Source organism: Wenyingzhuangia fucanilytica (genome assembly GCF_001697185.1).
Classification (GTDB): domain Bacteria; phylum Bacteroidota; class Bacteroidia; order Flavobacteriales; family Flavobacteriaceae; genus Wenyingzhuangia; species Wenyingzhuangia fucanilytica.
In genome coordinates, this window is record NZ_CP014224.1 from 422,573 (window position 1) to 446,309 (window position 23,737).

The window sequence follows — 23,737 nt, forward strand, 5'->3', positions numbered from 1 at the left end:
CTATTCCTTAGTACCTCTGTACTTGTGCGATAAAATGCTTTTTATCAAAGGATTAGACATAGAATGTTATTTGTTTTAAAAATTGGGGACTGCAAAGTTACTATTTTTAGTTGGTAAAATAATTAATAATCAAAGGTTTAAGATGATTTTCTCTTTGCTTTGTAGATTGATGAAAACAGAGAATGAAATAAAATTAAAATGATAACTTTACCAGCTGTTATTAAAAACAAAAAGAAACATAGAGCGCATGTCAACAATCAACTGGAAAACAGCTAAGGAATACGAAGATATTACTTATAAAAAATGCAATGGGGTAGCAAGAATTGCTTTTAATAGACCTGATGTTAGGAATGCTTTTAGACCTAAAACAACTTCGGAATTATATGATGCTTTTTACGATGCACAAGAAGATACTTCTATTGGAGTCATTTTATTGTCTGCAGAAGGGCCTAGTAGTAAAGATGGAGTGTATTCTTTCTGTTCAGGAGGAGATCAAAAAGCAAGAGGTCATCAAGGATATGTGGGTGAAGATGGAATGCATCGTTTAAACATTTTAGAAGTACAACGATTAATTCGTTTTATGCCTAAAGTAGTGATTGCTGTTGTACCAGGTTGGGCTGTTGGTGGCGGGCATAGTTTACATGTAGTATGTGATATGACTTTGGCGAGTAAAGAACACGCTATTTTTAAACAAACAGATGCTGATGTAACTAGTTTTGATGGTGGTTATGGTTCTGCTTATTTGGCTAAAATGGTAGGGCAGAAAAAAGCCAGAGAAATTTTCTTTTTAGGTAGAAATTATTCTGCTCAAGAAGCTTTTGAAATGGGAATGGTAAATGCTGTTATTCCTCATGATGAGTTAGAAGATACTGCTTACGAATGGGCTCAAGAGGTTTTAGGAAAATCTCCTTTATCAATAAAAATGTTAAAGTTTGCAATGAACTTAACGGATGATGGAATGGTAGGGCAACAAGTTTTTGCAGGAGAAGCAACACGTTTGGCTTATATGACAGATGAAGCTAAAGAAGGAAGAAACGCCTTTTTAGAAAAGCGTAAACCAAATTTTGATAAAAAATATATAGTATAAATAAGTTTAAAGTTGAAAAGTTATCAAGATCAAAGGTTTTATAATTTAAGGTAGAACTAAGAACTTTATAGACTTTCCAACATGATGACTTTACAAACTTAAAGAATGAAACCACAAATCATAACTTTTTTAATAAAGTGTCCCGATCAAAAAGGGATTGTATCTAAATTAACCCATTTTTTTTATCAGGAAGGGTTTAATTTGGTAAGTGCACAACAATATACCAATTCAATTGACGGAATGTTTTTTATGCGTTTACGAATTGAGTCAGATGATACTGTTCTTATTTCAAAAGAACAATTAGAAGAGCGTTTTGCTCGTTTGGCACCGGCATATGATATTGTTTGGAGCGTAGATTACGGAAATAAAAAACAAAAGGTGGCCATAATGGTTTCTCATACCACCCATAATTTATACGATTTATTACAGCGTAATAAAGAGCAAAAATTGCACTGCGATGTAAAAATGGTGGTAAGTAATCACACCAAGTTAAAGCCAATTGCAGATATGTTTGGTATTCCTTTTTATCATTTACCGGTAACTAAGGAAACTAAAAAGGAGCAGGAACAACAATTGATAGATTTATTTGATTCTAATGATATTGATTTAATTGTAATGGCTCGTTATATGCAAATTTTATCTAATGATTTCATCAATCATTACCCAAATAAAATCATCAACATTCACCATTCTTTTTTACCTGCTTTTCAAGGAGCAAATCCTTATATGAGAGCTTATGAAAGAGGAGTAAAGTTAATAGGTGCTACTGCACATTACGCTACACAAGATTTAGATGAAGGGCCAATTATTGAGCAAGATGTAGAGCGTGTAACTCATGAGAGTACCCCAGCTACGTTAAAAGCTATAGGAGCTGATATAGAAACGATGGTGTTGGCTAGAGCGGTTAAATGTCATTTAAACAATCAAATAATTGTAGATAACAATAAAGCGATTGTATTTCCAGAAACGGGAGAATAAAATTTAAATAGTACAAAGTAAAAAGTACGAAGTACATAGTTAGCGTAGCTATAGTACTAAATACTCGGTACTCAGTACTTAATACTTAATAGCATGAAAATCATTTGCATTGGTCAAAATTACGAAGACCATATAAAAGAATTAGGATCCAAAAGACCAGAAGAACCATTGATTTTTTTAAAACCAGATTCTTCAGTTTTACCTAAAAAAAATCCATTTATCATTCCGCCTTTTTCTAATGAAGTACATTACGAAGTTGAGGTTTTGGTAAAAATCAATAAAGTAGGAAAATTTATAGGTAAAAGATTTGCTCATAAATATTATGATGAAATTGGTTTGGGTATTGACTTTACTGCAAGAGATTTACAAGCCAAATTAAAAAAAGCAGGTCATCCTTGGGAAAAAGCAAAAGGATTTGATGGTAGCGCTGTGATTAGTCCTTTTTTTTCAAAAGAAAACTTTTCTGACTTAAATGATATCAATTTTTCTTTAGCTAAAAATGATGAAAAGGTACAAATAGGAAATACCAAAGACATGATTTTTAAGATAGATGAATTGATAGCATATGTTTCTCAATTCTTTACTCTAAAAAAAGGAGATATTATTTTTACAGGAACGCCTGTAGGAGTAGGAGCAGTTGCTAAAGATGATGTACTTACGGGGTTTTTAGAAGACGAAAAAGTAATAGATATTAAAGTAAAATAATTTCAACAGAGGCTTTTGCCTCTGTTTTTGTATATATGAAAGCAAGTGTCATTACCATAGGAGATGAAATTTTAATTGGTCAGGTATTAGATACCAATAGCCAGTGGATAGCCAATAAATTACATGTGTTGGGAGTAGAGTTGGTAGAAACAGTTTCTATCTCTGATACTCAAGAAGCTATAGTCAACGGAATAGACCATGCGCTTTCTGTTGCAGATTTAATTATTGTTACTGGTGGTTTAGGACCTACAAAAGATGATATTACCAAATATACTTTGGTAGATTATTTTAATGATGAGCTGGTGTTGCATTCAGAAGTTTTAGAAGATATCAAAGCTCGATTTAAAAAAAGAGGAATCCATTTTTCGGAATTAAATAAAACACAAGCCATGTTGCCCAAAAAGGCAACTATTTTACCTAATAAGTTAGGAACAGCGGCAGGAATGTGGTTTGAAGAAAATGGAAAAATTGTGATTAGTCTACCTGGAGTTCCTTTTGAAATGAAAGGATTGATAGATGCTGAGGTGTTACCTAGATTAAAAAAAATAGGAGGATTTCCTTCGCAGGTATACGAAACCTACGTGTTGTACGGGGTTGGAGAAAGTAATGCTGCAGATATGCTTTCTCATTTTGAGAATAACTTGCCAAGCTTCATTAAATTGGCTTATCTACCGAGCCCAGGACGTTTAAGGTTAAGACTAACAGGGGTTCATCAAGATAAATTTTTGTTGGAAAAATCTATTCAACAATTAGGAAAAGAATTAATGCTGGTTTTTAAAGATGAAAGCATTATACAGGGAGATCTAAGTTATGTAGATTTTCTTCATCAATATTTAACAGAGCATAAAGAAACCTTGTCTGTAGCAGAAAGTTGTACAGGAGGGAGAATAGCGAGTGATTTAACCGAAAAAAGTGGGGCATCAACCTTTTTCTTAGGAGGTGTTGTAGCTTATAATGCTTTATTAAAGCAGAATATTTTAGGGGTTTCTAAAAACACGATTGCTAAGTTTAGCGTAGTATCTAAAGAAGTGGCTCAAGAAATGGTTTTAGGAATACAAAGGTTAACAGGTTCTAAATACGCTATTGCTACTACAGGAAATGCAGGTCCGTCAACAGACGATACAGATGAAGAAGTTGGGGTGGTTTTTATAGCAATTGCTACACAAAATCAAGTAATTGTAGAACAATTTAACTTTGGTCAGCCAAGAGAAAAAGTTGTAGAACAGGCGAAAAATAAGGCTTTTGAGATGTTGAGTAAAGAAATATTAAAAAATCAGTAAATTAATTTTGTTTGTACCATTTATTGTTGTTAAATTTGCACTCCGTTTAGAATTAAATTAAAACTGTTACGAGATGTCTAAAGTTTGTGAACTTACTGGTAAAAAAGCAATGGTTGGGAACAATGTTTCTCACGCATTAAATAGAACAAAAAGAAAATTTAACGCTAACCTAATTACAAAGCGTTTCTATATCCCTGAAGAGGATAAGTGGATTACTTTAAAGTTATCTACTGCTGCGTTAAAAAATATCAATAAAAAAGGTATTTCTGCTGTAATTAAAGAAGCAAAAGAAAAAGGATTTTTAGTTAAATAATTTTTTCTTATAAAAAGCATATATAGAGATGGCAAAAAAAGGAAACAGAGTACAGGTTATTTTAGAGTGTACTGAGCATAAGGCTTCTGGGCAACCAGGTACGTCTAGGTACATTACTACTAAAAACAAAAAGAATACTCCAGATAGATTAGAGATTAAGAAATTTAATCCTATCTTAAAGAAAATGACAGTTCACAAAGAAATTAAATAATATAGGATATGGCAAAGAAATCAGTAGCATCGTTACAGACAGGTTCTAAGAGATTGTCTAAAGCTATCAAAATGGTAAAATCTCCAAAATCTGGAGCTTATACTTTTGTTGAAGCTATTATGGACCCAGCACAAGTAAAAGACTTTTTTGCAAAAAAATAATTTTTTGTAAAATTTATATACAAAGGCTACTTTCATTCATGAGAGTAGCTTTTTTTGTATTTTAACGCTTTCGTGTTGTAATAAGTGTAAATTAATAAAATATGAGTTTTTTTAAGAAAATTTTTTCTTCTGACAAAAAAGAGACCTTAGATAAAGGGTTAGAAAAATCTAAAACTAGTTTTTTTTCAAAACTGTCTAAAGCAGTTGCAGGAAAATCAAAAGTTGATGATGATGTTTTAGATGATTTAGAAGAAGTGTTAATTTCTTCGGATGTTGGTGTAGATACCACTTTAAAAATTATCAAAAGAATAGAAGAAAGAGTAGATAGGGATAAGTACTTAGGTACAGATGAATTGAACTTGATTCTTAGAGAAGAAATTGCTGGTTTATTGTCTGAGACTAGTGGAGAAGATGCAGTAGACTTTGAAATCCCTGCTGATAAAAAACCATATGTATTAATGGTTGTAGGGGTTAATGGTGTAGGAAAAACTACTACTATTGGTAAACTTGCTGCGCAATTTAAAAAGAAAGGATTGAATGTAGTTCTTGGTGCAGCGGATACTTTTAGAGCGGCTGCAATTGATCAATTACAAGTTTGGGCAGATAGAGTTGATGTGCCTCTTGTTAGACAAGATATGGGTTCTGATCCAGCTTCAGTTGCTTTTGATACTTTAAAATCTGCAGTAGCAAAAAATGCAGATGTAGTAATTATTGATACAGCAGGACGTTTGCATAATAAAATCAATTTAATGACCGAGTTAACAAAGATAAAACGAGTGATGCAAAAAGTGGTAGCAGATGCTCCTCATGATGTGTTATTGGTTTTAGATGGTTCTACTGGTCAAAATGCATTTGAACAAGCTAAACAATTTACACTAGCAACAGAGGTAACTGCTTTAGCGGTAACAAAATTAGATGGAACTGCAAAAGGTGGTGTGGTTATAGGAATTTCAGATCAATTTAAAATTCCTGTAAAGTATATTGGAGTAGGTGAGGGAATAGATGATTTACAGGTTTTTAATAAAATTGAGTTTGTAGATTCTTTCTTTAAATAATAAAAAACAGAACATATAAAAAGAGGCTATTTTATGAATGTAGTCTGTCTTTTTTATGTGTACAGTACTAGATACTTTGTACTGAATACTTGATACTATAAAATGCGTACAAAAACAATAAAGCAAAATAAAATAAACGTGGTAACGCTAGGGTGTTCTAAAAACGTTTATGATTCTGAAGTCTTAATGGGGCAACTTAAGGCTAGTGGTAAAGATGTTGTTCACGAAGATGAAAATGATGATGGGAATATTGTTGTGATTAATACTTGTGGATTCATTGGTAAGGCCAAAGAAGAGTCTGTAAATACTATTTTACATTATGCTAATCAAAAAGAACAAGGATTGGTTGATAAAGTATATGTTACAGGTTGTTTGTCTGAAAGATATAAACCAGATTTAGAAGCTGAAATTAGTAATGTAGATCAATATTTTGGTACGCAAGATTTACCTAATTTATTAAAAGTATTAGAGGCAGATTATAAACATGAATTAATTGGGGAACGTTTAACCACTACTCCTAAGCATTATGCTTATTTAAAAATTGCAGAAGGTTGTGATAGACCTTGTTCGTTTTGTGCAATTCCTTTAATGAGGGGAAAACATCGCTCAACTCCTATAGAGGATTTGGTAACTGAAGCTGGTAAATTAGCTGCTAACGGAATAAAAGAATTAATCCTAATAGCACAAGATTTAACTTACTATGGTTTAGATTTATATGGGAAAAGAAATTTAGCTGATTTGTTAAAAGAATTGGTAAAGGTTGAAGGAATAGAATGGATTCGTTTGCATTATGCTTTTCCAGCTGGTTTTCCTTTGGATGTTTTAGATGTAATGAAATCAGAACCTAAGGTTTGTAATTATTTAGATATTCCTTTACAGCATATCAATACGGAGATTTTAAAATCTATGCGTAGAGGTACTACTTATGAAAAAACCAATAAATTATTAAAGGAGTTTAGAAATCATGTACCAGAAATGGCGATTAGAACTACTTTAATTGTGGGGTATCCAGGAGAAACAGAAGAAATATTTCAAGAATTAAAAGCTTGGGTTCAAGAAATGCGTTTTGAGCGTTTAGGAGTTTTTGCTTATTCTCATGAAGAAGATACGCATGCAGCTACTTTAGTAGATGATGTTCCTGAAGAAGTAAAGGAAGAAAGAGTTGCCGAAATCATGGAATTACAAGCTCAAATTTCTTGGGAGTTAAATCAAGAAAAAGTAGGGAATACTTATCGATGTATTTTTGATAGAAAAGAAGGAGAGTATTTTATTGGTAGAACAGAACATGATTCACCAGATGTTGATAATGAGGTGTTGGTCGAAGCGAGTAAATTCTATATTAAAACAGGAGAGTTTGTAGATGTGAAAATATCAGAAGCAGGAGATTTTGATTTATATGGTGAGCCAGTTCGTCCCTAAACCTAGCTTAGAAGCCTTTAAAAATAAGGTTTTGTGAATAAACAAACCTTTTTAGATTAAATTTTAACTTTTTTTAATTTTTTCATTGCTATAAAAATAATGCTTTGTATATTTGAAACATAAATATTTAGGGGTAGGTATTTATAATTACATTATACATATTAATTTTTAGGGGTAGAAATTAAAATGTTGTTTTAAATAACAAATGATGTTTAAACAGTTAACCCAGTTCATAAGTTTGTTAGTCTTATGGCTGGGTTTTTTCTTTTTATAACTTTTCTTTATTATCTACTTTGTCTACAAAATATCAAATAGGTATATTTGCTAACATCAAAAAACGTTTATGAATCCATTTATAGTATCTGCACGAAAATACAGACCTCTTACTTTTGAGGATGTTGTTGGTCAAAAAGCAATTACCAATACGCTAGAAAATGCTATAAAAAATGATCATTTAGCTCAAGCATTGTTGTTCACAGGGCCAAGAGGTGTTGGTAAAACAACTTGTGCTCGTATTTTGGCAAAAAAAATAAATGAACAAGCTACTGGAGCAGAGGTTGAAGATGATTTTGCGTTTAATGTTTTTGAATTAGATGCAGCATCTAACAATTCGGTAGATGATATTAGGTCTTTAATAGACCAGGTTCGTATTCCTCCACAAGTAGGAAAATTTAAAGTTTATATTATTGATGAGGTACATATGTTATCTCAAGCTGCTTTTAATGCTTTTTTAAAAACATTAGAAGAGCCACCTGCTCATGCTATATTTATTTTAGCAACTACAGAAAAACATAAAATCATTCCAACAATTTTATCACGTTGTCAAATTTTTGATTTTAAAAGAATCACAGTTTTAGATGCAAAAGAGCATTTAAAAAGGATTGCGGATCAAGAAGATGTTACAGCCGAAGACGATGCTTTACATATTATTGCTCAAAAAGCTGACGGGGCTATGCGTGATGCATTGTCTATTTATGATAGAGTAATCAGTTTTGCAGGAAAAGATTTAACCAGATTGGCAGTTACCGAAAATTTAAATGTTTTAGATTACGACATTTATTTTAAGGTAACAGATTTAATTATAGATAATAAAATTCCAGAAGTACTTGTAGAGTTTAACAATGTTTTGTCAAAAGGTTTTGATGGGCAACATTTTATTAACGGTTTGGCTTCTCATTTTAGAGATTTATTAGTTGCTAAAGACAATACTACTGTTTCTTTACTTGAAGTAGGTGATAATGCAAAAAGACAATATTTAGACCAGGCCAACAAAGCCGACTTGTCTTTTTTAATGGCTGCTATTGATAAAGCTAATAGTTGTGATTTACAATATAGAGCTAGCAAAAATCAAAGACTTTTAGTAGAACTTTGCTTAATGCAATTGGCTTCAATTACTTTTAGTGATGTAAAAAAAAAAGCAGTAACTTCATAATACCCGCTACTTTTTTTAGAAGTCATATTCCAGTTAGTACTCCAAAAAAAGAAGAAAAAGCACAAGTTATATCCGTTCAGCAAAAACAGGTAGAACTTAAAAAAGAATCTGTTGCTACTAAACCAGCTCCAACTATTGCCGCTGCAGCAGCAAGACGAAGAAGAGCTTCAGCATTATCTTTAAAAAATATACACTCAAAATTAACTGATTTAGATTACAAATCTACAGATGAAGATTTGAGTAGTAAACCTAAAACGCCTTTTTCAGAATTTACCTTGATAGATAAATGGTCTGCCTTTGGAAAACTATTGCAATCCGAAGGAGAATTAAATATGGCATCTATTATTAATGCCAATAAACCGGTACTAAAAAACAATCAAATTATTTTTGCATTACCTAATAAGTTAATGGAAGATCAGTTTGGGCTTGTTAGAGGTAAGTTGTTAAATTATTTAAGAGAAGAATTAAATAATTATGGTATCGTGGTTAAAACTGAAGTTGTTCAAGAAGAGGTAAAAAAATACATTTATACTCCTCAAGAAAAATTTCAAAAATTAGTAGAGTCTAATCCAGACGTAATGTTATTAAAAACAAAATTCGGATTAGATATTTAAAGACACGTAATTAATAATTACAATATAATAAAGTATATATGTTAGGGCTTAAATTACCAACAGACCCAAGATGGGTAAATATTGCAGAAAAAAATATTGATGAAATTTTAATAGATCATGCGCACTGTGAACAAAAGGCTGCTTCAACAGCTATTTCTTTAATTGTTAGTTTTCCAGAATATACAGATTTGGTTACAGAGATGATTGCTTTGGTTAAAGAAGAAATGAGTCATTTTAAATTAGTACACGATAGACTTATTAAAAAAGGAGTTGTTTTAGGAAGAGATAGAAAAGATGAGTACGTAATGGATTTGATAAAATTCTTTCCTAAAGGAGGAAGTAGAACCATGCAATTAGTACACCGTCTTTTATATGCAGCATTGATTGAAGCAAGAAGTTGTGAAAGATTTCGTTTGCTATCCGAAAACTTAGAAGATAAAGAGTTGGCAAAGTTTTATAGAGACCTAATGGTATCCGAGGCAAATCATTATACATTGTTTCTAAATTTTGCACGTCAATATGGAAACAGAACAGAAGTAGATCAAAAATGGCAAGAGTTGTTAGAATACGAAGCCAAGTTGATGAAAAATTTAGGGAATAAAGAATCTATTCACGGTTAATATGTTTAGTAGAGAAGAATCTGCAAGAATTAGAAAAGAGTTTTGGGTAAGTTATGGAAAGTCTTTTCCAAGAAAATGGCTTTTGTACAATACCAAAATAAAAGATTTTGGATTCAAATTTGTTGCTGATAGAAAAACTGCCGAAGTTACTTTAGATATAGAATCTGCAGATGAAGAACAAAGAGAGTTGTTGTTTGATCAAATCTTGTCGTTAAAAAACATATTGGAGTCTGAGTATCTTCCTGAAGTTATTTTTGATAAGGAGTATGTTTTAGAAAATGGCAAGTTGATTAGTCGTATATATATAGTACACTCAAAAAAGTTTAGCATACATAATAAAGACACTTGGGGAGAATGTTATGCTTTTTTCAACGAGACAATGTCCCAATTCGAGTTGTTTTGGTACGAGTATGAGGATTACATTCGCCAGGCAGTTGTATAATATAAAGAAGGAGATCTAGAAAAAGTAGATCTCTTTGTTGTTTATGCATATGATGATATTGATATAGATGTATAAAGAGATACCGAATTAGTACAGTTTTTAGAGGTTGTATGCGTTAAAAATAGGGTTGAGTTAAAAATAAATTAAGATGTAATAATCGATAAATAAGGATGTTAAGTGTTAGTGTAAAAATAATGTAAAAAATAGTTTACAAAAGATTAGGAAATAAAGTTAAAAGGTGCGTATCTTTGCAGCCGCAACAGCGAGCAGGTAACTGCTAAGAGGGGCGAAAAAGTTCAGATACATTAAGGGTTTTATGAGTGGTTTAGGTCACTATTTTAGGGTAAAAAAAGATTTAAAAAATATTTTAAATTTTATTTGTTTTAGAAGAAATAAAGTTCTTATATTTGCAACCGCTTAGCGAAGCAGCTAAGTGACTAACTTGTAAAAGAGTTGGTGTTAAAAAAAACCACATAGTGGTTAAGTTCATTGAGAATATTGAAATTGACAGCGTAAAATTAGAAAGTAAAATTACATGATTATATCATGAGATTTTTTTGAGCATCATCAAAATATTAAAATATTAACGATGAAGAGTTTGATCCTGGCTCAGGATGAACGCTAGCGGCAGGCTTAACACATGCAAGTCGAGGGGTAACAGGAATTGCTTGCAATTTGCTGACGACCGGCGCACGGGTGCGTAACGCGTATAGAACCTACCTTAAACAGGGGGATACCCCATGGAAACGTGGACTAATATCCCATAGTGTTGTAGAATGGCATCATTTTACAATTAAAGATTTATCGGTTTAAGATGGCTATGCGTCCTATTAGTTAGTTGGTAAGGTAACGGCTTACCAAGACATCGATAGGTAGGGGTCCTGAGAGGGAGATCCCCCACACTGGTACTGAGACACGGACCAGACTCCTACGGGAGGCAGCAGTGAGGAATATTGGTCAATGGAGGCAACTCTGAACCAGCCATGCCGCGTGAAGGATGACTGCCCTATGGGTTGTAAACTTCTTTTATAGAGGAAGAACTGCAGATACGTGTATTTGTTTGACGGTACTCTACGAATAAGGACCGGCTAACTCCGTGCCAGCAGCCGCGGTAATACGGAGGGTCCAAGCGTTATCCGGAATCATTGGGTTTAAAGGGTTCGTAGGCGGGCTGATCAGTCAGAGGTGAAATCCAGCAGCTTAACTGTTGAACTGCCTTTGATACTGTCAGTCTTGAGTCATATGGAAGTAGATAGAATATGTAGTGTAGCGGTGAAATGCATAGATATTACATAGAATACCGATTGCGAAGGCAGTCTACTACGTATGTACTGACGCTGATGAACGAAAGCGTGGGGAGCGAACGGGATTAGATACCCCGGTAGTCCACGCCGTAAACGATGGACACTAGTTGTTGGATTTAGGTTCAGTGACTAAGCGAAAGTGATAAGTGTCCCACCTGGGGAGTACGGTCGCAAGATTGAAACTCAAAGGAATTGACGGGGGCCCGCACAAGCGGTGGAGCATGTGGTTTAATTCGATGATACGCGAGGAACCTTACCAGGGCTTAAATGTAGGATGCATTATTTAGAGATAGATATTTCTTCGGACTTCTTACAAGGTGCTGCATGGTTGTCGTCAGCTCGTGCCGTGAGGTGTCAGGTTAAGTCCTATAACGAGCGCAACCCCTATCTTTAGTTGCTAACAGGTTAAGCTGAGGACTCTAGAGAGACTGCCGGTGCAAACCGTGAGGAAGGTGGGGATGACGTCAAATCATCACGGCCCTTACGTCCTGGGCTACACACGTGCTACAATGGTAATGACAGAGGGCAGCTACTAGGCGACTAGATGCAAATCTTTAAACATTATCACAGTTCGGATTGGAGTCTGCAACTCGACTCCATGAAGCTGGAATCGCTAGTAATCGGATATCAGCCATGATCCGGTGAATACGTTCCCGGGCCTTGTACACACCGCCCGTCAAGCCATGGAAGCTGGGGGTGCCTGAAGTCGGTCACCGCAAGGAGCCGCCTAGGGTAAAACTGGTAACTAGGGCTAAGTCGTAACAAGGTAGCCGTACCGGAAGGTGCGGCTGGAACACCTCCTTTCTAGAGAAAAGAGATGAATGTTATGAGGAATCTTTTTACTTTTTAATTAGCTGTTAATTTTTATAAAATATATACAATCACATATTGAGTCTCGTAGCTCAGCTGGTTAGAGCGCTACACTGATAATGTAGAGGTCGGCAGTTCGAGTCTGCCCGAGACTACAAAAGAGTTCAAAGTTAAAGGTTTTAAAGTTGAAAGTTTTTGAGAAAAGACGAATGACTAAAACACTAAACAAGTAACAAGATAGATTGTATCATACAGGAAATTCTAGAAGCAGAAATAATTACGAATTACGAATTAGTAATTACTAATGACTAATAAACTAATTACTAACTACTAGTAATGGGGGATTAGCTCAGCTGGCTAGAGCGCTTGCCTTGCACGCAAGAGGTCATCGGTTCGACTCCGATATTCTCCACAAGTCAATTAGCAATTGACAATTAACAATAAGCGATATTATTTGTTGTTCATTGTAAATTGAAAATTGTTCATTGTAAAAGTTCATTGACATATTGATAATAATATTGTTTAAAAAATAATATTACTTGAGTAGACATTAGAATCTATCAGCAATGATAGAATTATAATAAAAATAACAACGCAAGTTGTAAAAACAGAATGGTTTCGACCATTAATGATTAAAGACGCAAAAGTACAATAAGCTAATTAAGGGTGTATGGCGGATGCCTAGGCTCTCAGAGGCGAAGAAGGACGTGATAAGCTGCGATAAGCTACGGGGATTTGCACATAAGAGTTATATCCGTAGATTTCCGAATGGGGCAACCCACTATGTTGAAGGCATAGTACCGAAAGGGGCAAACCCGGTGAACTGAAACATCTAAGTAACCGGAGGAAGAGAAAATAATAATGATTTCGTTAGTAGTGGCGAGCGAACGCGAAAGAGCCCAAACCGATTTTGTTACGGCAAGATCGGGGTTGTAGGACTGAAATATCAAGAAACAATCGAATTAGAATAACCTGGAAAGGTTAACCAAAGAGGGTGATAGTCCCGTATAAGTAAGAGAAGTGATTGTATCAGATTCCTGAGTAGGGCGGGGCACGAGGAACCCTGTCTGAATCTGCCGGGACCATCCGGTAAGGCTAAATACTCCTGAGAGACCGATAGTGAACTAGTACCGTGAGGGAAAGGTGAAAAGAACCCTAAGTAAGGGAGTGAAATAGATCCTGAAACCGTACACCTACAAGCGGTCGGAGCCCATTAACTGGGTGACGGCGTGCCTTTTGCATAATGAGCCTACGAGTTACTTTATCTAGCAAGGTTAAGGATTTAAGATCCGGAGCCGTAGCGAAAGCGAGTCTGAATAGGGCGCTTTAGTTAGGTTGAGTAGACGCGAAACCTGGTGATCTACCCATGGGCAGGTTGAAGCTGTAGTAACATACAGTGGAGGACCGAACCCGTTGACGTTGAAAAGTCTTGGGATGACCTGTGGGTAGGGGTGAAAGGCCAATCAAACCAGGAAATAGCTCGTACTCCCCGAAATGCATTTAGGTGCAGCGTTGTATTAGTTATATAGAGGTAGAGCTACTGATTGGATGCGGGGGCTTCATCGCCTACCAATTCCTGACAAACTCCGAATGCTATATAATGATTTACAGCAGTGAGGGCATGGGTGCTAAGGTCCATGTCCGAGAGGGAAAGAACCCAGACCATCAGCTAAGGTCCCCAAATATATGTTAAGTTGAATAAACGAGGTTTGTCTGCCCAGACAGCTAGGATGTTGGCTTGGAAGCAGCCATTCATTTAAAGAGTGCGTAACAGCTCACTAGTCGAGCGGACGAGCATGGATAATAATCGGGCATAAACATATTACCGAAGCTATGGATGTATAGTTTACTATACGTGGTAGGGGAGCATTCTAGTTGTGCTGAAGGTGTTCTGTAAGGGATGCTGGAACGGCTAGAAAAGAAAATGTAGGCATAAGTAACGATAAGGCGGGTGAGAAACCCGCCCTCCGAAAGACTAAGGTTTCCACAGCGATGCTAATCAGCTGTGGGTTAGTCAGGGCCTAAGGCGAACCCGAAAGGGGTAGTCGATGGACAACAGGTTAATATTCCTGTACACGCACCCATTAAAAGTGACGGATTGCCCAGATCTTTACGTACTGACGGAATAGTACGTTGAGCCTAAACTTCGGTTGAAGCGAAAAGAAGTAAGCGGTTCCAAGAAAAGCGAGGGCTGCGTCCTGTACCGTAAACCGACACAGGTAGTTGGGATGAGTATTCTAAGGAGCTCGAGTGATTCATGGCTAAGGAACTAGGCAAAATAGACCCGTAACTTCGGGAGAAGGGTCGCCCCACTTTATGTGGGGCCGCAGTGAAAAGGTCCAGGCGACTGTTTATCAAAAACACAGGGCTCTGCTAAAACGAAAGTTGATGTATAGGGCCTGACACCTGCCCGGTGCTGGAAGGTTAAGTGGAGGGTTTAGCTTCGGCGAAGATCTGAAATGAAGCCCCAGTAAACGGCGGCCGTAACTATAACGGTCCTAAGGTAGCGAAATTCCTTGTCGGGTAAGTTCCGACCTGCACGAATGGTGCAACGATCTGGACACTGTCTCAGCCATGAGCTCGGTGAAATTGTAGTATCGGTGAAGATGCCGATTACCCGCTACGGGACGAAAAGACCCCGTGAACCTTTACTATAGCTTAGTATTGGCTTTGGATAAGTAATGTGTAGGATAGGTCGGAGACTTTGAAGGAGCATCGCCAGGTGTTTTGGAGTCATTGTTGAAATACGACCCTTTGCTTATCTAGAGTCTAACCCAGCGATGGGGACAGTGCTTGGTGGGTAGTTTGACTGGGGTGGTCGCCTCCAAAAGAGTAACGGAGGCTTCTAAAGGTACCCTCAGTACGCTTGGTAACCGTACGTAGAGTGCAATGGCATAAGGGTGCTTGACTGCGAGACCTACAAGTCGATCAGGTTGGAAACAAGAGCATAGTGATCCGGTGGTTCCGCATGGAAGGGCCATCGCTCAAAGGATAAAAGGTACTCCGGGGATAACAGGCTGATCTCCCCCAAGAGCTCACATCGACGGGGGGGTTTGGCACCTCGATGTCGGCTCGTCACATCCTGGGGCTGGAGAAGGTCCCAAGGGTTGGGCTGTTCGCCCATTAAAGTGGCACGCGAGCTGGGTTCAGAACGTCGTGAGACAGTTCGGTCTCTATCTGTAGCGGGCGTTAGAAATTTGCGTGGATTTGATTCTAGTACGAGAGGACCGAATTGAACTAACCTCTGGTGTATCTGTTGTTCCGCCAGGAGCATTGCAGAGTAGCTACGTTGGGAAGGGATAAGCGCTGAAAGCATATAAGCGCGAAACCCACCACAAGATGAGATTTCTTTAAAGGGTGGTTGTAGATCACGACCTTGATAGGATATAGGTGTAAAGGCAGTAATGTCATAGCCGAGTATTACTAATAACCCATAGGCTTATGTACTGCGGGCTTTAATTATTAAGTTTTAGAACTCAAGTAAGAAAAATAAACAAACAATATTGATATCAATATGTTAACATATACTGTTAGTTAAAAGTTAGAAAGAATAAAGTTAAAAGGTTTAAATACTTTAGAATTTTATAAACTTGAAAGCTTTATAACTGATAAGACCTTAAGGTGATTATTGCAATAGGGCTCACCTCTTCCCATTCCGAACAGAGAAGTTAAGCCTATTAGCGCAGATGGTACTGCCATTGGTGGGAGAGTATGTCATCGCCTTTTTTTAAATCCTCATTCATTTATTTGAATGAGGATTTTTTGTTTTATAACCTATCATAAACAAAAACAATAACCAATAAAAAAGCCGATTCTACTATTTATTTAGAATCGGCTTTTAGTTTACTGCTTGATATGAACTACATAAGATAGAAGTTCTCTTGTTTGGTAGGTGATACTCAATCTGTAGCAATACCAAAATAGATCCATATAACGTCTTCTGAGTAGTTGTTTTCTTGTGCATGACTTTCACCTGGTTCTATGATAATACAGTCTCCTGAAGTGACTGTAATCTTATTTCCGTTAACAATAAAGTCTATTTTACCAGATTGGATATAAAATACTTCGTACATGGTTTTATGGATGTGTGCTTCTACTTTGTCCCCAGGTTTGAAAGTAGCAGATCCAAAATTCATTAGTTGAGGAATTTCTCCTTTTTCTATAAAGACTTTCTTTTTTACGTTGGAGTTGTGATTGGTTAATATTTCTTGTAATGAATGGGTATGTGTAAGTCTCATATGATGATAAATTGTATATATAAAAGTAATATAATTTATATAGGATTCTTTGCGTTAGGGATTGAGTGGTTTGTTTGAGCTCTTTTTTAGTGTTTATTTAGAATGTAGGAGCTGGAATTTAGAATGTTATTACAAGAAGTGTAAAAGCCTTAGTTAAACAAGCTAAAAAAAGCGAGTAACGAAAGCCCGACCCTTTGGGTAACGCCCAAAAAGAAAGAGCACCTTAAATGAATAAGATGCTCTTTTAATATTTAAAAAGGATTAGATTATAACTCTAACGCTTTTTTAGGATTGTTGTTCATTAACAATTCAATTGGGTTTTCTATAGCTTCTTTAATTGCTACTAAGAAACCAACTGATTCACGACCATCTACAATACGGTGATCGTAAGATAATGCTACATACATAATTGGTTGAATAACCACTTGTCCGTTAACAGCCATAGGACGCTCTACAATGTTGTGCATACCTAAAATTGCAGACTGAGGAGGGTTAATGATAGGTGTAGATAACATAGATCCGAATACTCCACCGTTAGTAATGGTAAAAGTACCTCCTGTCATTTCATCAACAGTAATTTGACCGTCACGAGCTCTTAAAGCCAAACGCTTTACTTCTGCTTCAACTCCTCTAAAAGATAAGTTTTCTGCATTTCTGATTACAGGAACCATTAAACCTTTAGGTCCAGAAACAGCGATAGAAATATCAGCAAAATCGTTTTTGATTTGGTAATCACCATCGATCATAGAGTTAACATCTGGGTATAATTCTAAAGCTCTAGTAACTGCTAAAGTAAAGAAAGACATAAATCCTAAACCAACTCCGTGTTTCGCTTTAAATTCTTCTTTGTATTGGTTACGTAAGTCAAAAACAGGTTGCATGTTTACTTCGTTAAAAGTAGTTAACATAGCAGTTTCGTTTTTAACAGAAACCAAACGTTGAGCTACTTTTCTACGTAGCATAGACATTTTTTTACTTTCTGAAGCACGACTACCTGTAGCTGTTCCCATTGCAGGTACTGCATTAATAGCATCTTCTTTAGTAACTCTACCATCTTTACCAGTACCTTGAATAGCACCAGCGTCGATTCCTTTTTCGTCTAATATTTTTTTAGCTGCTGGAGATGCGCTTCCTGTAGCATAAGTAGCGTTTTCTGCTTTTGGAGCAGCTGGAGCTTCTTTTACTGGAGCCGCTTCTTCTTTAGCAGGAGCTGCCTCTTTTTTCTCTGGAGCAGCAGAACCATCAGGTCTTGCAGCATCCATATCAATTAAACATACTACAGCACCAACGGCTACAGCATCACCTTCTTCTGCTTTTAAAGTAATAATTCCACTTTCTTCTGCAGGTAATTCTAAAGTTGCTTTATCAGAATCTACTTCAGCAATTGGTTGGTCTTTTTCTACATAATCACCATCCTCAACTAACCAAGTTGCGATTTCTACTTCTGTGATTGATTCTCCCGGAGAAGGGACTTTCATTTCTAAAACCATTAGATAATATTTTTGATGTTATTTGTTTATTTAGTGTGTTCTTTGTTTATGATTGAAATACTTTATTTAGTATTTCTTGGTGTCTCTTTTTAAATCTAGCACTAGATCCTGCAGCAGGAACAGAGAAGAATCTAAGTGAGGCTACGCTTAAAGGTACCAATTTAAAACGTTGTAGCATATATGACCATGCTCCCATGTTTTCTGGTTCTTCTTGTGCCCATACAAATTCGACATCACTAGGATATGAATCTATTACAGCTTGAATTTTTTCTTCGTGTAATGGGAATAATTGTTCTATACGAACTAAAGCAACAGTTTCGTTTCCTAAATTTTCTCTTTCTTCTAACATATCGTAGTAGAATTTACCAGAACAGAAAACTACTTTTTTAACGTTTGCTTTGTTGATGATTGTATCATCTATTACTTCTTGGAAACCTCCTTCTGCTAACTCTTCTATAGTGTTTACAGCTTTAGGATGACGTAATAAACTCTTAGGTGTAAATACAACTAAAGGCTTACGGTGATTACGTTTCATGTGACGACGTAATAAGTGATACATGTTTGCAGGTTCTGTACAGTTTGCAATAGTCATGTTATCATAGTCACATAACTGTAAGTATCTTTCGATTCTTGCAGATGAATGCTCAGATCCTTGTCCTTCGTATCCATGAGGTAATAACATTACAATTCCGTTTTGTAACTTCCACTTGTCTTCTGCAGCACAAATGTATTGGTCGAACATAATTTGAGCTCCGTTTCCAAAGTCTCCAAATTGAGCTTCCCAAATAGTTAAAGTATTAGGGTGAGCCATGGCATAACCATAGTCAAAACCTAAAACTCCATATTCTGATAACAAAGAGTTGTAAATAGTCATTACTCCTTTGTTATTTTTATTAGTGTTTAATAAGTTGATGCGTTCTTCTGAAACTTCATCTCTTAAAATAGCGTGACGGTGGCTAAATGTACCACGTTCTACATCTTGTCCAGAAATACGAACGTTAAATCCTTCTTCTAATAAAGAACCGTAAGCTAATGTTTCGGCTAATCCCCAGTCTAATTTATTATCTTCAAAGACCATTTTAGCACGACCTTCGATAATACGTTGTGCTTTACGTACAAACTTAACTCCTTCAGGATTTTGAGATACTACTCTAGTAATATCTTCTAGTTTGTTTTTTGGATAAGTAGTATCTATTGGATTTAACATTTCTGACAATCCTTCTCTTACAAAACCTTCCCAAGTTTCTTCCATAAAAGGAATTACTCTAGAGGTTTCATCACTTTTAGCTTGTAAAAATTTATCTTCTAATAAATTTTTGTATTCATCTTGCAAGTTTTGAGCGTAAGAAGCATCAATACTATTTTCTTTAATCAATTGATCTACATAAATATCTCTTGGATTTTTATGCTTAGAGATGTTCTTATATAATTGAGGTTGAGTAAATCTAGGTTCATCACCTTCGTTATGACCATATTTACGGTACCCTAATAAATCAATAAAAATATCACGTTTAAAAGTCATTCTGAATTCTAATGCCAATTCAATAGCATGACAAACAGCTTCTACATCATCAGCATTTACGTGTAATACTGGTGATAAAGTTACTTTGGCAACATCTGTACAATAAGTACTAGAACGTGCATCTAAATAGTTAGTAGTAAAACCAACTTGGTTGTTGATTACTAAGTGTAAAGTCCCCCCTGTTTTGTATCCATTTAGTTTACTCATTTGGATAACTTCATATACAACACCTTGTCCTGCAACGGCAGCATCACCATGAATAATGATTGGTAAGATTGCATTTTCGTTACCGTTGTAAAGTGTATCAATTTTAGCACGAGCAACTCCTTGAGCAACTGGTCCAACAGTTTCTAAGTGAGATGGGTTTGGCAATAGGTTCATTCTCATTTCTGAACCATCTTGATAGGTTTTACTACGAGTTAATCCCATATGGTATTTAACATCCCCATCAATATTTTCTTCATCAAAATCTTTTCCTTCAAATTCTGAGAATAAATCACGAACAGGTTTTTTAAAGATGTTTGTTAAGGTGTTTAAACGACCACGGTGAGCCATACCTAGTACACATTCTTTAACATTGTATTTTTCGGCAGCTGTTTTTAAAGCAGTAGCCAAAGCTGGGATTACAGTTTCTCCACCTTCTACAGAAAAACGTTTTTGACCAACATATTTTGTTTGTAAGAAACTTTCGAAACCAACAGCTTGTGTTAATTTTTTAAGAATATATTTTTTTTGATCTACATTAAAATCTGCATGATTGGCATTTTTGTTTAATCTGTCTTGCCACCATTTGATTTCTTCTGGCTGACGAATGTACATATATTCGATACCGATAGAATCGCAGTAAATTTCTTTTAATCGATCAATAATAGTTTCTAGAGTTGCAGAACCAAGTCCTAAAACTTGTCCAGCATTAAAAACAGTTTTTAAATCTTCTTTAGATAGACCAAAGTTTTCAATCTCAAGAGTAGGCTCGTAATGTCTACGTTCTCTTACAGGGTTTGTTTTGGTAAACAAGTGACCTCTTGTTCTATATCCATTGATTAATTCAAGAACTAAAAATTCTTTTTTAACCTCTTGTGGTATTTCTATATTGGTTTCATCTTCGTATAACTCATTTGCTAAATCATACCCTTGAAAAAAACTTTTCCAACTAGGCTCAATACTGTCTGGACTTTTTTGATATTGCTCATATAGGTCAGCAATAAACCCTGTGTGAGCAGCATTAAGAAAAGAAAATTTATCCATGTTCTATGTGTTGTCTTATATTTTGATATTCGTTATCGAATAAGCAAAAATAATTAAATTGTTGCTTTCACAAATCTTTATTTCATATAATGTAGCAAATGAGTAATATTCTAACAAATTGTTTTTTTTTGTTTTTTTTAAAAAAAATTATGTGAGAATTATAAAAAGACATATCTTTGCAACCGCAAAAAGATTTTTTGTAGCTATAGGCAACTTCCTCCTTAGCTCAGTTGGTTAGAGCATCTGACTGTTAATCAGAGGGTCCTAGGTTCGAGTCCTAGAGGGGGAGCAAAAAAGCGTTACTGATAAAGTAACGCTTTTTTTTATGTCTTTAATCTTCTACTAGGAAAGATGAGTATGGGAGTTTACTTTATTTTTAATAATTCCTCTTCTGAGAATACTCCACTTTTAGGTTTTAAATTTCTTAGTTTTTTTATTTTGTTTGTAGAGATAGGCTTAGGATCATCAGAAAATGTATGCTGTAAATAAGCAATGATGTTTTGGATATCTTTATCAGAATATTCAGGGTTGTTTATTAATCCAGGCATAGTGGCTGTTAAGTTGTAAGATTTTCCATTAACTTTTATAGGTCCTGAAAGTCCATGTAATAAAACCAGTGCTAGTCTGTTTGAAGATTCTGAAATATACTCTGAATTAATAAAAGGTGGTGCTAAATTTGTGATTCCTTCTCCTTGATCTCCGTGACAATTAGCACATAAATTATTAAAAATGCTTTTTCCTGCGTTGATGGAAAGTTCGTTTTGTTTTTTTATGATGATGTTTTTTTTGATGGCTTTAGCCTCCTTTGTTTTTATAACTTCATCAATATAAGAGATAAGTAAAGGATTGTCTATTTGTTGATTGTTAATGTAAGCTAAAAAGTTTTCTTCTTGTTGGCTAATACTACTTAAGACTCCTTCTTGGATTATGTTTTTATTTTTATGGCGATTAGCAATTTTTAGTAAAACAGGGTAAAAACTTTTTGGAGATAATTGTATCCATTTACCTAATGATGATGCTAAGTAAATGTCTACATCCATGTTGTTTTTAGTCACTAAGTGTTCTAAACAATCTTTTGCATCAGATATATATACAGTATGTGCTTTTTGCTCTATAAGCACAATAATATGAGAGAGTGTTTTTGATGATATCTCTTTTTGCTTTGTAAGCTGATATAAAAAATTAAAACTTAAAGCATCTAAACCATTTAATGTGTGTAATGCGTGAATTTGTGTGATGGGATTATTTGTGTTTGAAATAAGTTTTTTTAAATCGTTAATTATATGGTAATCCTTTCTTTGTATTAAAAGTTGTTGTGCTCTGTCTCTGTACCATCCGTTAGGGTGGTCTAAGTAAGTAACTAAATCTTTGGTATTAGATTTTGTTAGGTTTGTTATTTCTTTAGGCTTGTAATCTTTGTGTTGTATTTTTAAAATACGCCCCATTCCTATAACTGTATCTAACTGTTTGTTTTTATAGTGTTTTTTAAGGTAAGGAGTTAAATAAGCTTTGTCTTGTAAAATTCCTCTATGCATATCAACAACATAAATATTTCCATCAGGTCCGTTAAACAAATTTACAGGTCTAAAACCTTCATCAGTAGAAGCTAAAAATTCTTTGTTGGCTGTGGGATGAATTGCGTTTATATCATTGTTAGAAAAATTTAAAACGTTTCTTTTCACAACATTTGCTTCGGGAGCACATATAAAAGCATTCTCCATATAATTAGATGGAAATTGATCGCCTCTATATATTAGTGGAGCACATGCAGCAGTAACGTTTACTAAAAGACTGTCTTTGTCTAAATTACCTTTTATATAGCCTCTATTAACAGAAGTGGCGTGTAAAGGATATACTCGTTGATTTTTATTAAGTGTTTTACCAAGAGCTACCTCTGGGATAAAATTAGGGTTTTTTCTGTAGGTGTTAGGTAGTACCAAATCTCCTCTTAAAATAACTGAGTTATGATTATGATACAGTCTTCCAAAATTATCTTTGCTAATTCCCCATTGTCCTCTAAAATATGTTCTTTCTTTATACCATTTTCCAAATTTTCTTTGATAACGATAACTAGATTTTGCATTGTAAATCCAATTGTCAATATGCATCATTAACCCGTTAGGTTGATGCTCTACGTTTCCGCTAGTGACATACTTATCATCAACAAGTACTTTGTTAAGGGGTTTATCATCTTTAATTTCTACAAACCATAAGTTAGGTGGTTCTGCATATAACAATCCTCCATATACATGAGCCAAGGCACGAGGTAAAATTAAACTATCTAGAAAAACTTTACTGTGATCTGTAATACCATCATTGTCTAAATCTTCAAGAATTACAATTCTACCATTGGGCATATTTTCTCCTGTTCCGTCTAGGTTTTGCATATAACCTCTCATCTCTACCACCCATATTCTACCTTTATTGTCAAAATCCATAGTAACAGGAGCTTCAATAAAAGGTTCGCTTGTTACAGCTTTTAACTCAAAATCTTTTTCAATTTGATAAGAGCTTAAGTCAATTGTAGGTTCTTCGTAGTTTTTTTTACTACAAGCAATACCTATTATAATAAATAAACAAGAAATGTATTTGTTCATATTTAGTAAGCAATTCTAGGTTGTTCTGGAAAGGTTACAAATATATGTAAAATAGGAAACTATGGGTTAAAATGATATATTAATAATGATTGATGGTTGTAGTTATGAATTTTTAGTTTTTTAGGTTAAAATAATGTAAAATAAAAAATATAGAGATATATGATAAAAATTATAGCTCTCATGTTGCAAGATTTAATTTTATAATTATATT

General features: G+C 35.0%; 15 protein-coding genes, 3 tRNA genes, 3 rRNA genes and 1 pseudogene. 18 read left to right on the plus strand and 4 right to left on the minus strand.

The features are described 5' to 3' along the window. Nucleotides 1-247: 247 nt before the first annotated feature. From AXE80_RS01860 to rrf, 17 genes and pseudogenes are all read left to right on the plus strand, one after another. The gene (locus tag AXE80_RS01860) at nt 248-1,087 is read left to right on the plus strand and encodes a 1,4-dihydroxy-2-naphthoyl-CoA synthase (protein ID WP_157359322.1); all 840 of its coding nucleotides are present in this window, start codon (nt 248-250) and stop codon (nt 1,085-1,087) included. A gap of 105 nt (nt 1,088-1,192) precedes the next feature. After that, nucleotides 1,193-2,065: a formyltetrahydrofolate deformylase gene (gene purU, locus AXE80_RS01865; protein WP_068824220.1), complete on the plus strand. Its 873-nt coding sequence runs from the start codon at nt 1,193-1,195 to the stop codon at nt 2,063-2,065. Nucleotides 2,066-2,158: 93 nt separating this feature from the next. Beyond that, the gene (locus tag AXE80_RS01870; protein WP_068824221.1) at nt 2,159-2,770 is read left to right on the plus strand and encodes a fumarylacetoacetate hydrolase family protein; all 612 of its coding nucleotides are present in this window, start codon (nt 2,159-2,161) and stop codon (nt 2,768-2,770) included. Nucleotides 2,771-2,805: 35 nt separating this feature from the next. Beyond that, nucleotides 2,806-4,050 (plus strand): CinA family nicotinamide mononucleotide deamidase-related protein, encoded by a 1,245-nt coding sequence (locus AXE80_RS01875; protein ID WP_068824222.1) that lies wholly within the window; start codon nt 2,806-2,808, stop codon nt 4,048-4,050. A 73-nt stretch (nt 4,051-4,123) separates the two neighbouring features. Beyond that, nucleotides 4,124-4,363, plus strand: coding sequence for a 50S ribosomal protein L28 (gene rpmB / locus AXE80_RS01880; protein ID WP_068824223.1), 240 nt, complete (start codon nt 4,124-4,126; stop codon nt 4,361-4,363). A 28-nt stretch (nt 4,364-4,391) separates the two neighbouring features. After that, nucleotides 4,392-4,574, plus strand: coding sequence for a 50S ribosomal protein L33 (gene rpmG / locus AXE80_RS01885; protein ID WP_010134999.1), 183 nt, complete (start codon nt 4,392-4,394; stop codon nt 4,572-4,574). Between the two features lie 8 nt (nt 4,575-4,582). Continuing rightward, entirely contained in the window at nt 4,583-4,735 is a 153-nt protein-coding gene (locus AXE80_RS01890; RefSeq protein WP_068824224.1) for a DUF4295 domain-containing protein, read from the plus strand. A gap of 101 nt (nt 4,736-4,836) precedes the next feature. Beyond that, nucleotides 4,837-5,790: a signal recognition particle-docking protein FtsY gene (gene ftsY, locus AXE80_RS01895; RefSeq protein ID WP_068824225.1), complete on the plus strand. Its 954-nt coding sequence runs from the start codon at nt 4,837-4,839 to the stop codon at nt 5,788-5,790. 102 nt (nt 5,791-5,892) lie between these two features. Then, nucleotides 5,893-7,209, plus strand: coding sequence for a 30S ribosomal protein S12 methylthiotransferase RimO (gene rimO, locus AXE80_RS01900; protein ID WP_068824226.1), 1,317 nt, complete (start codon nt 5,893-5,895; stop codon nt 7,207-7,209). A 343-nt stretch (nt 7,210-7,552) separates the two neighbouring features. Next, a pseudogene (dnaX, locus tag AXE80_RS14590) lies at nt 7,553-9,255 on the plus strand (DNA polymerase III subunit gamma/tau). Nucleotides 9,256-9,293: 38 nt separating this feature from the next. After that, nucleotides 9,294-9,875: a MiaE family protein gene (locus AXE80_RS01910; RefSeq protein WP_068824227.1), complete on the plus strand. Its 582-nt coding sequence runs from the start codon at nt 9,294-9,296 to the stop codon at nt 9,873-9,875. A 1-nt stretch (nt 9,876) separates the two neighbouring features. Next, nucleotides 9,877-10,317: a DUF4268 domain-containing protein gene (locus tag AXE80_RS01915; RefSeq protein WP_068824228.1), complete on the plus strand. Its 441-nt coding sequence runs from the start codon at nt 9,877-9,879 to the stop codon at nt 10,315-10,317. Nucleotides 10,318-10,903: 586 nt separating this feature from the next. Beyond that, a 16S ribosomal RNA gene (locus AXE80_RS01920) occupies nt 10,904-12,425 on the plus strand. Nucleotides 12,426-12,512: 87 nt separating this feature from the next. Further along, nucleotides 12,513-12,586, plus strand: a tRNA-Ile gene (locus AXE80_RS01925). Nucleotides 12,587-12,769: 183 nt separating this feature from the next. Next, nucleotides 12,770-12,843, plus strand: a tRNA-Ala gene (locus tag AXE80_RS01930). Nucleotides 12,844-13,080: 237 nt separating this feature from the next. Continuing rightward, a 23S ribosomal RNA gene (locus tag AXE80_RS01935) occupies nt 13,081-15,878 on the plus strand. A 170-nt stretch (nt 15,879-16,048) separates the two neighbouring features. Next, nucleotides 16,049-16,157 (plus strand): 5S ribosomal RNA (gene rrf, locus AXE80_RS01940). The 16S, 23S and 5S rRNA genes sit together here with 2 tRNA genes alongside, the layout of an rRNA operon. 173 nt (nt 16,158-16,330) lie before the next feature. Here the strand turns inward: rrf and AXE80_RS01945 are convergent. The 3 genes from AXE80_RS01945 to AXE80_RS01955 all read right to left on the minus strand — a co-directional run bounded on the left by AXE80_RS01945 (nt 16,331) and on the right by AXE80_RS01955 (nt 20,929). Next, complete coding sequence (locus AXE80_RS01945; RefSeq protein ID WP_068824229.1) at nt 16,331-16,669, minus strand: cupin domain-containing protein; 339 nt, start codon at nt 16,667-16,669, stop codon at nt 16,331-16,333. Between the two features lie 266 nt (nt 16,670-16,935). Beyond that, nucleotides 16,936-18,159, minus strand: a complete 1,224-nt coding sequence (gene odhB / locus AXE80_RS01950) for a 2-oxoglutarate dehydrogenase complex dihydrolipoyllysine-residue succinyltransferase (RefSeq protein WP_068824230.1) — start codon at nt 18,157-18,159, stop codon at nt 16,936-16,938. 46 nt (nt 18,160-18,205) lie between these two features. Then, nucleotides 18,206-20,929 (minus strand): 2-oxoglutarate dehydrogenase E1 component, encoded by a 2,724-nt coding sequence (locus tag AXE80_RS01955; protein ID WP_068824231.1) that lies wholly within the window; start codon nt 20,927-20,929, stop codon nt 18,206-18,208. Nucleotides 20,930-21,144: 215 nt separating this feature from the next. On the opposite strand from AXE80_RS01955, the gene AXE80_RS01960 reads away from it, so the two are divergent. Continuing rightward, a tRNA-Asn gene (locus AXE80_RS01960) sits at nt 21,145-21,218 on the plus strand. Between the two features lie 76 nt (nt 21,219-21,294). On the opposite strand, the gene AXE80_RS01965 is transcribed toward AXE80_RS01960, so the two are convergent. Beyond that, nucleotides 21,295-23,526: a DUF7133 domain-containing protein gene (locus AXE80_RS01965; RefSeq protein WP_068824232.1), complete on the minus strand. Its 2,232-nt coding sequence runs from the start codon at nt 23,524-23,526 to the stop codon at nt 21,295-21,297. Nucleotides 23,527-23,737 lie beyond the last annotated feature (211 nt).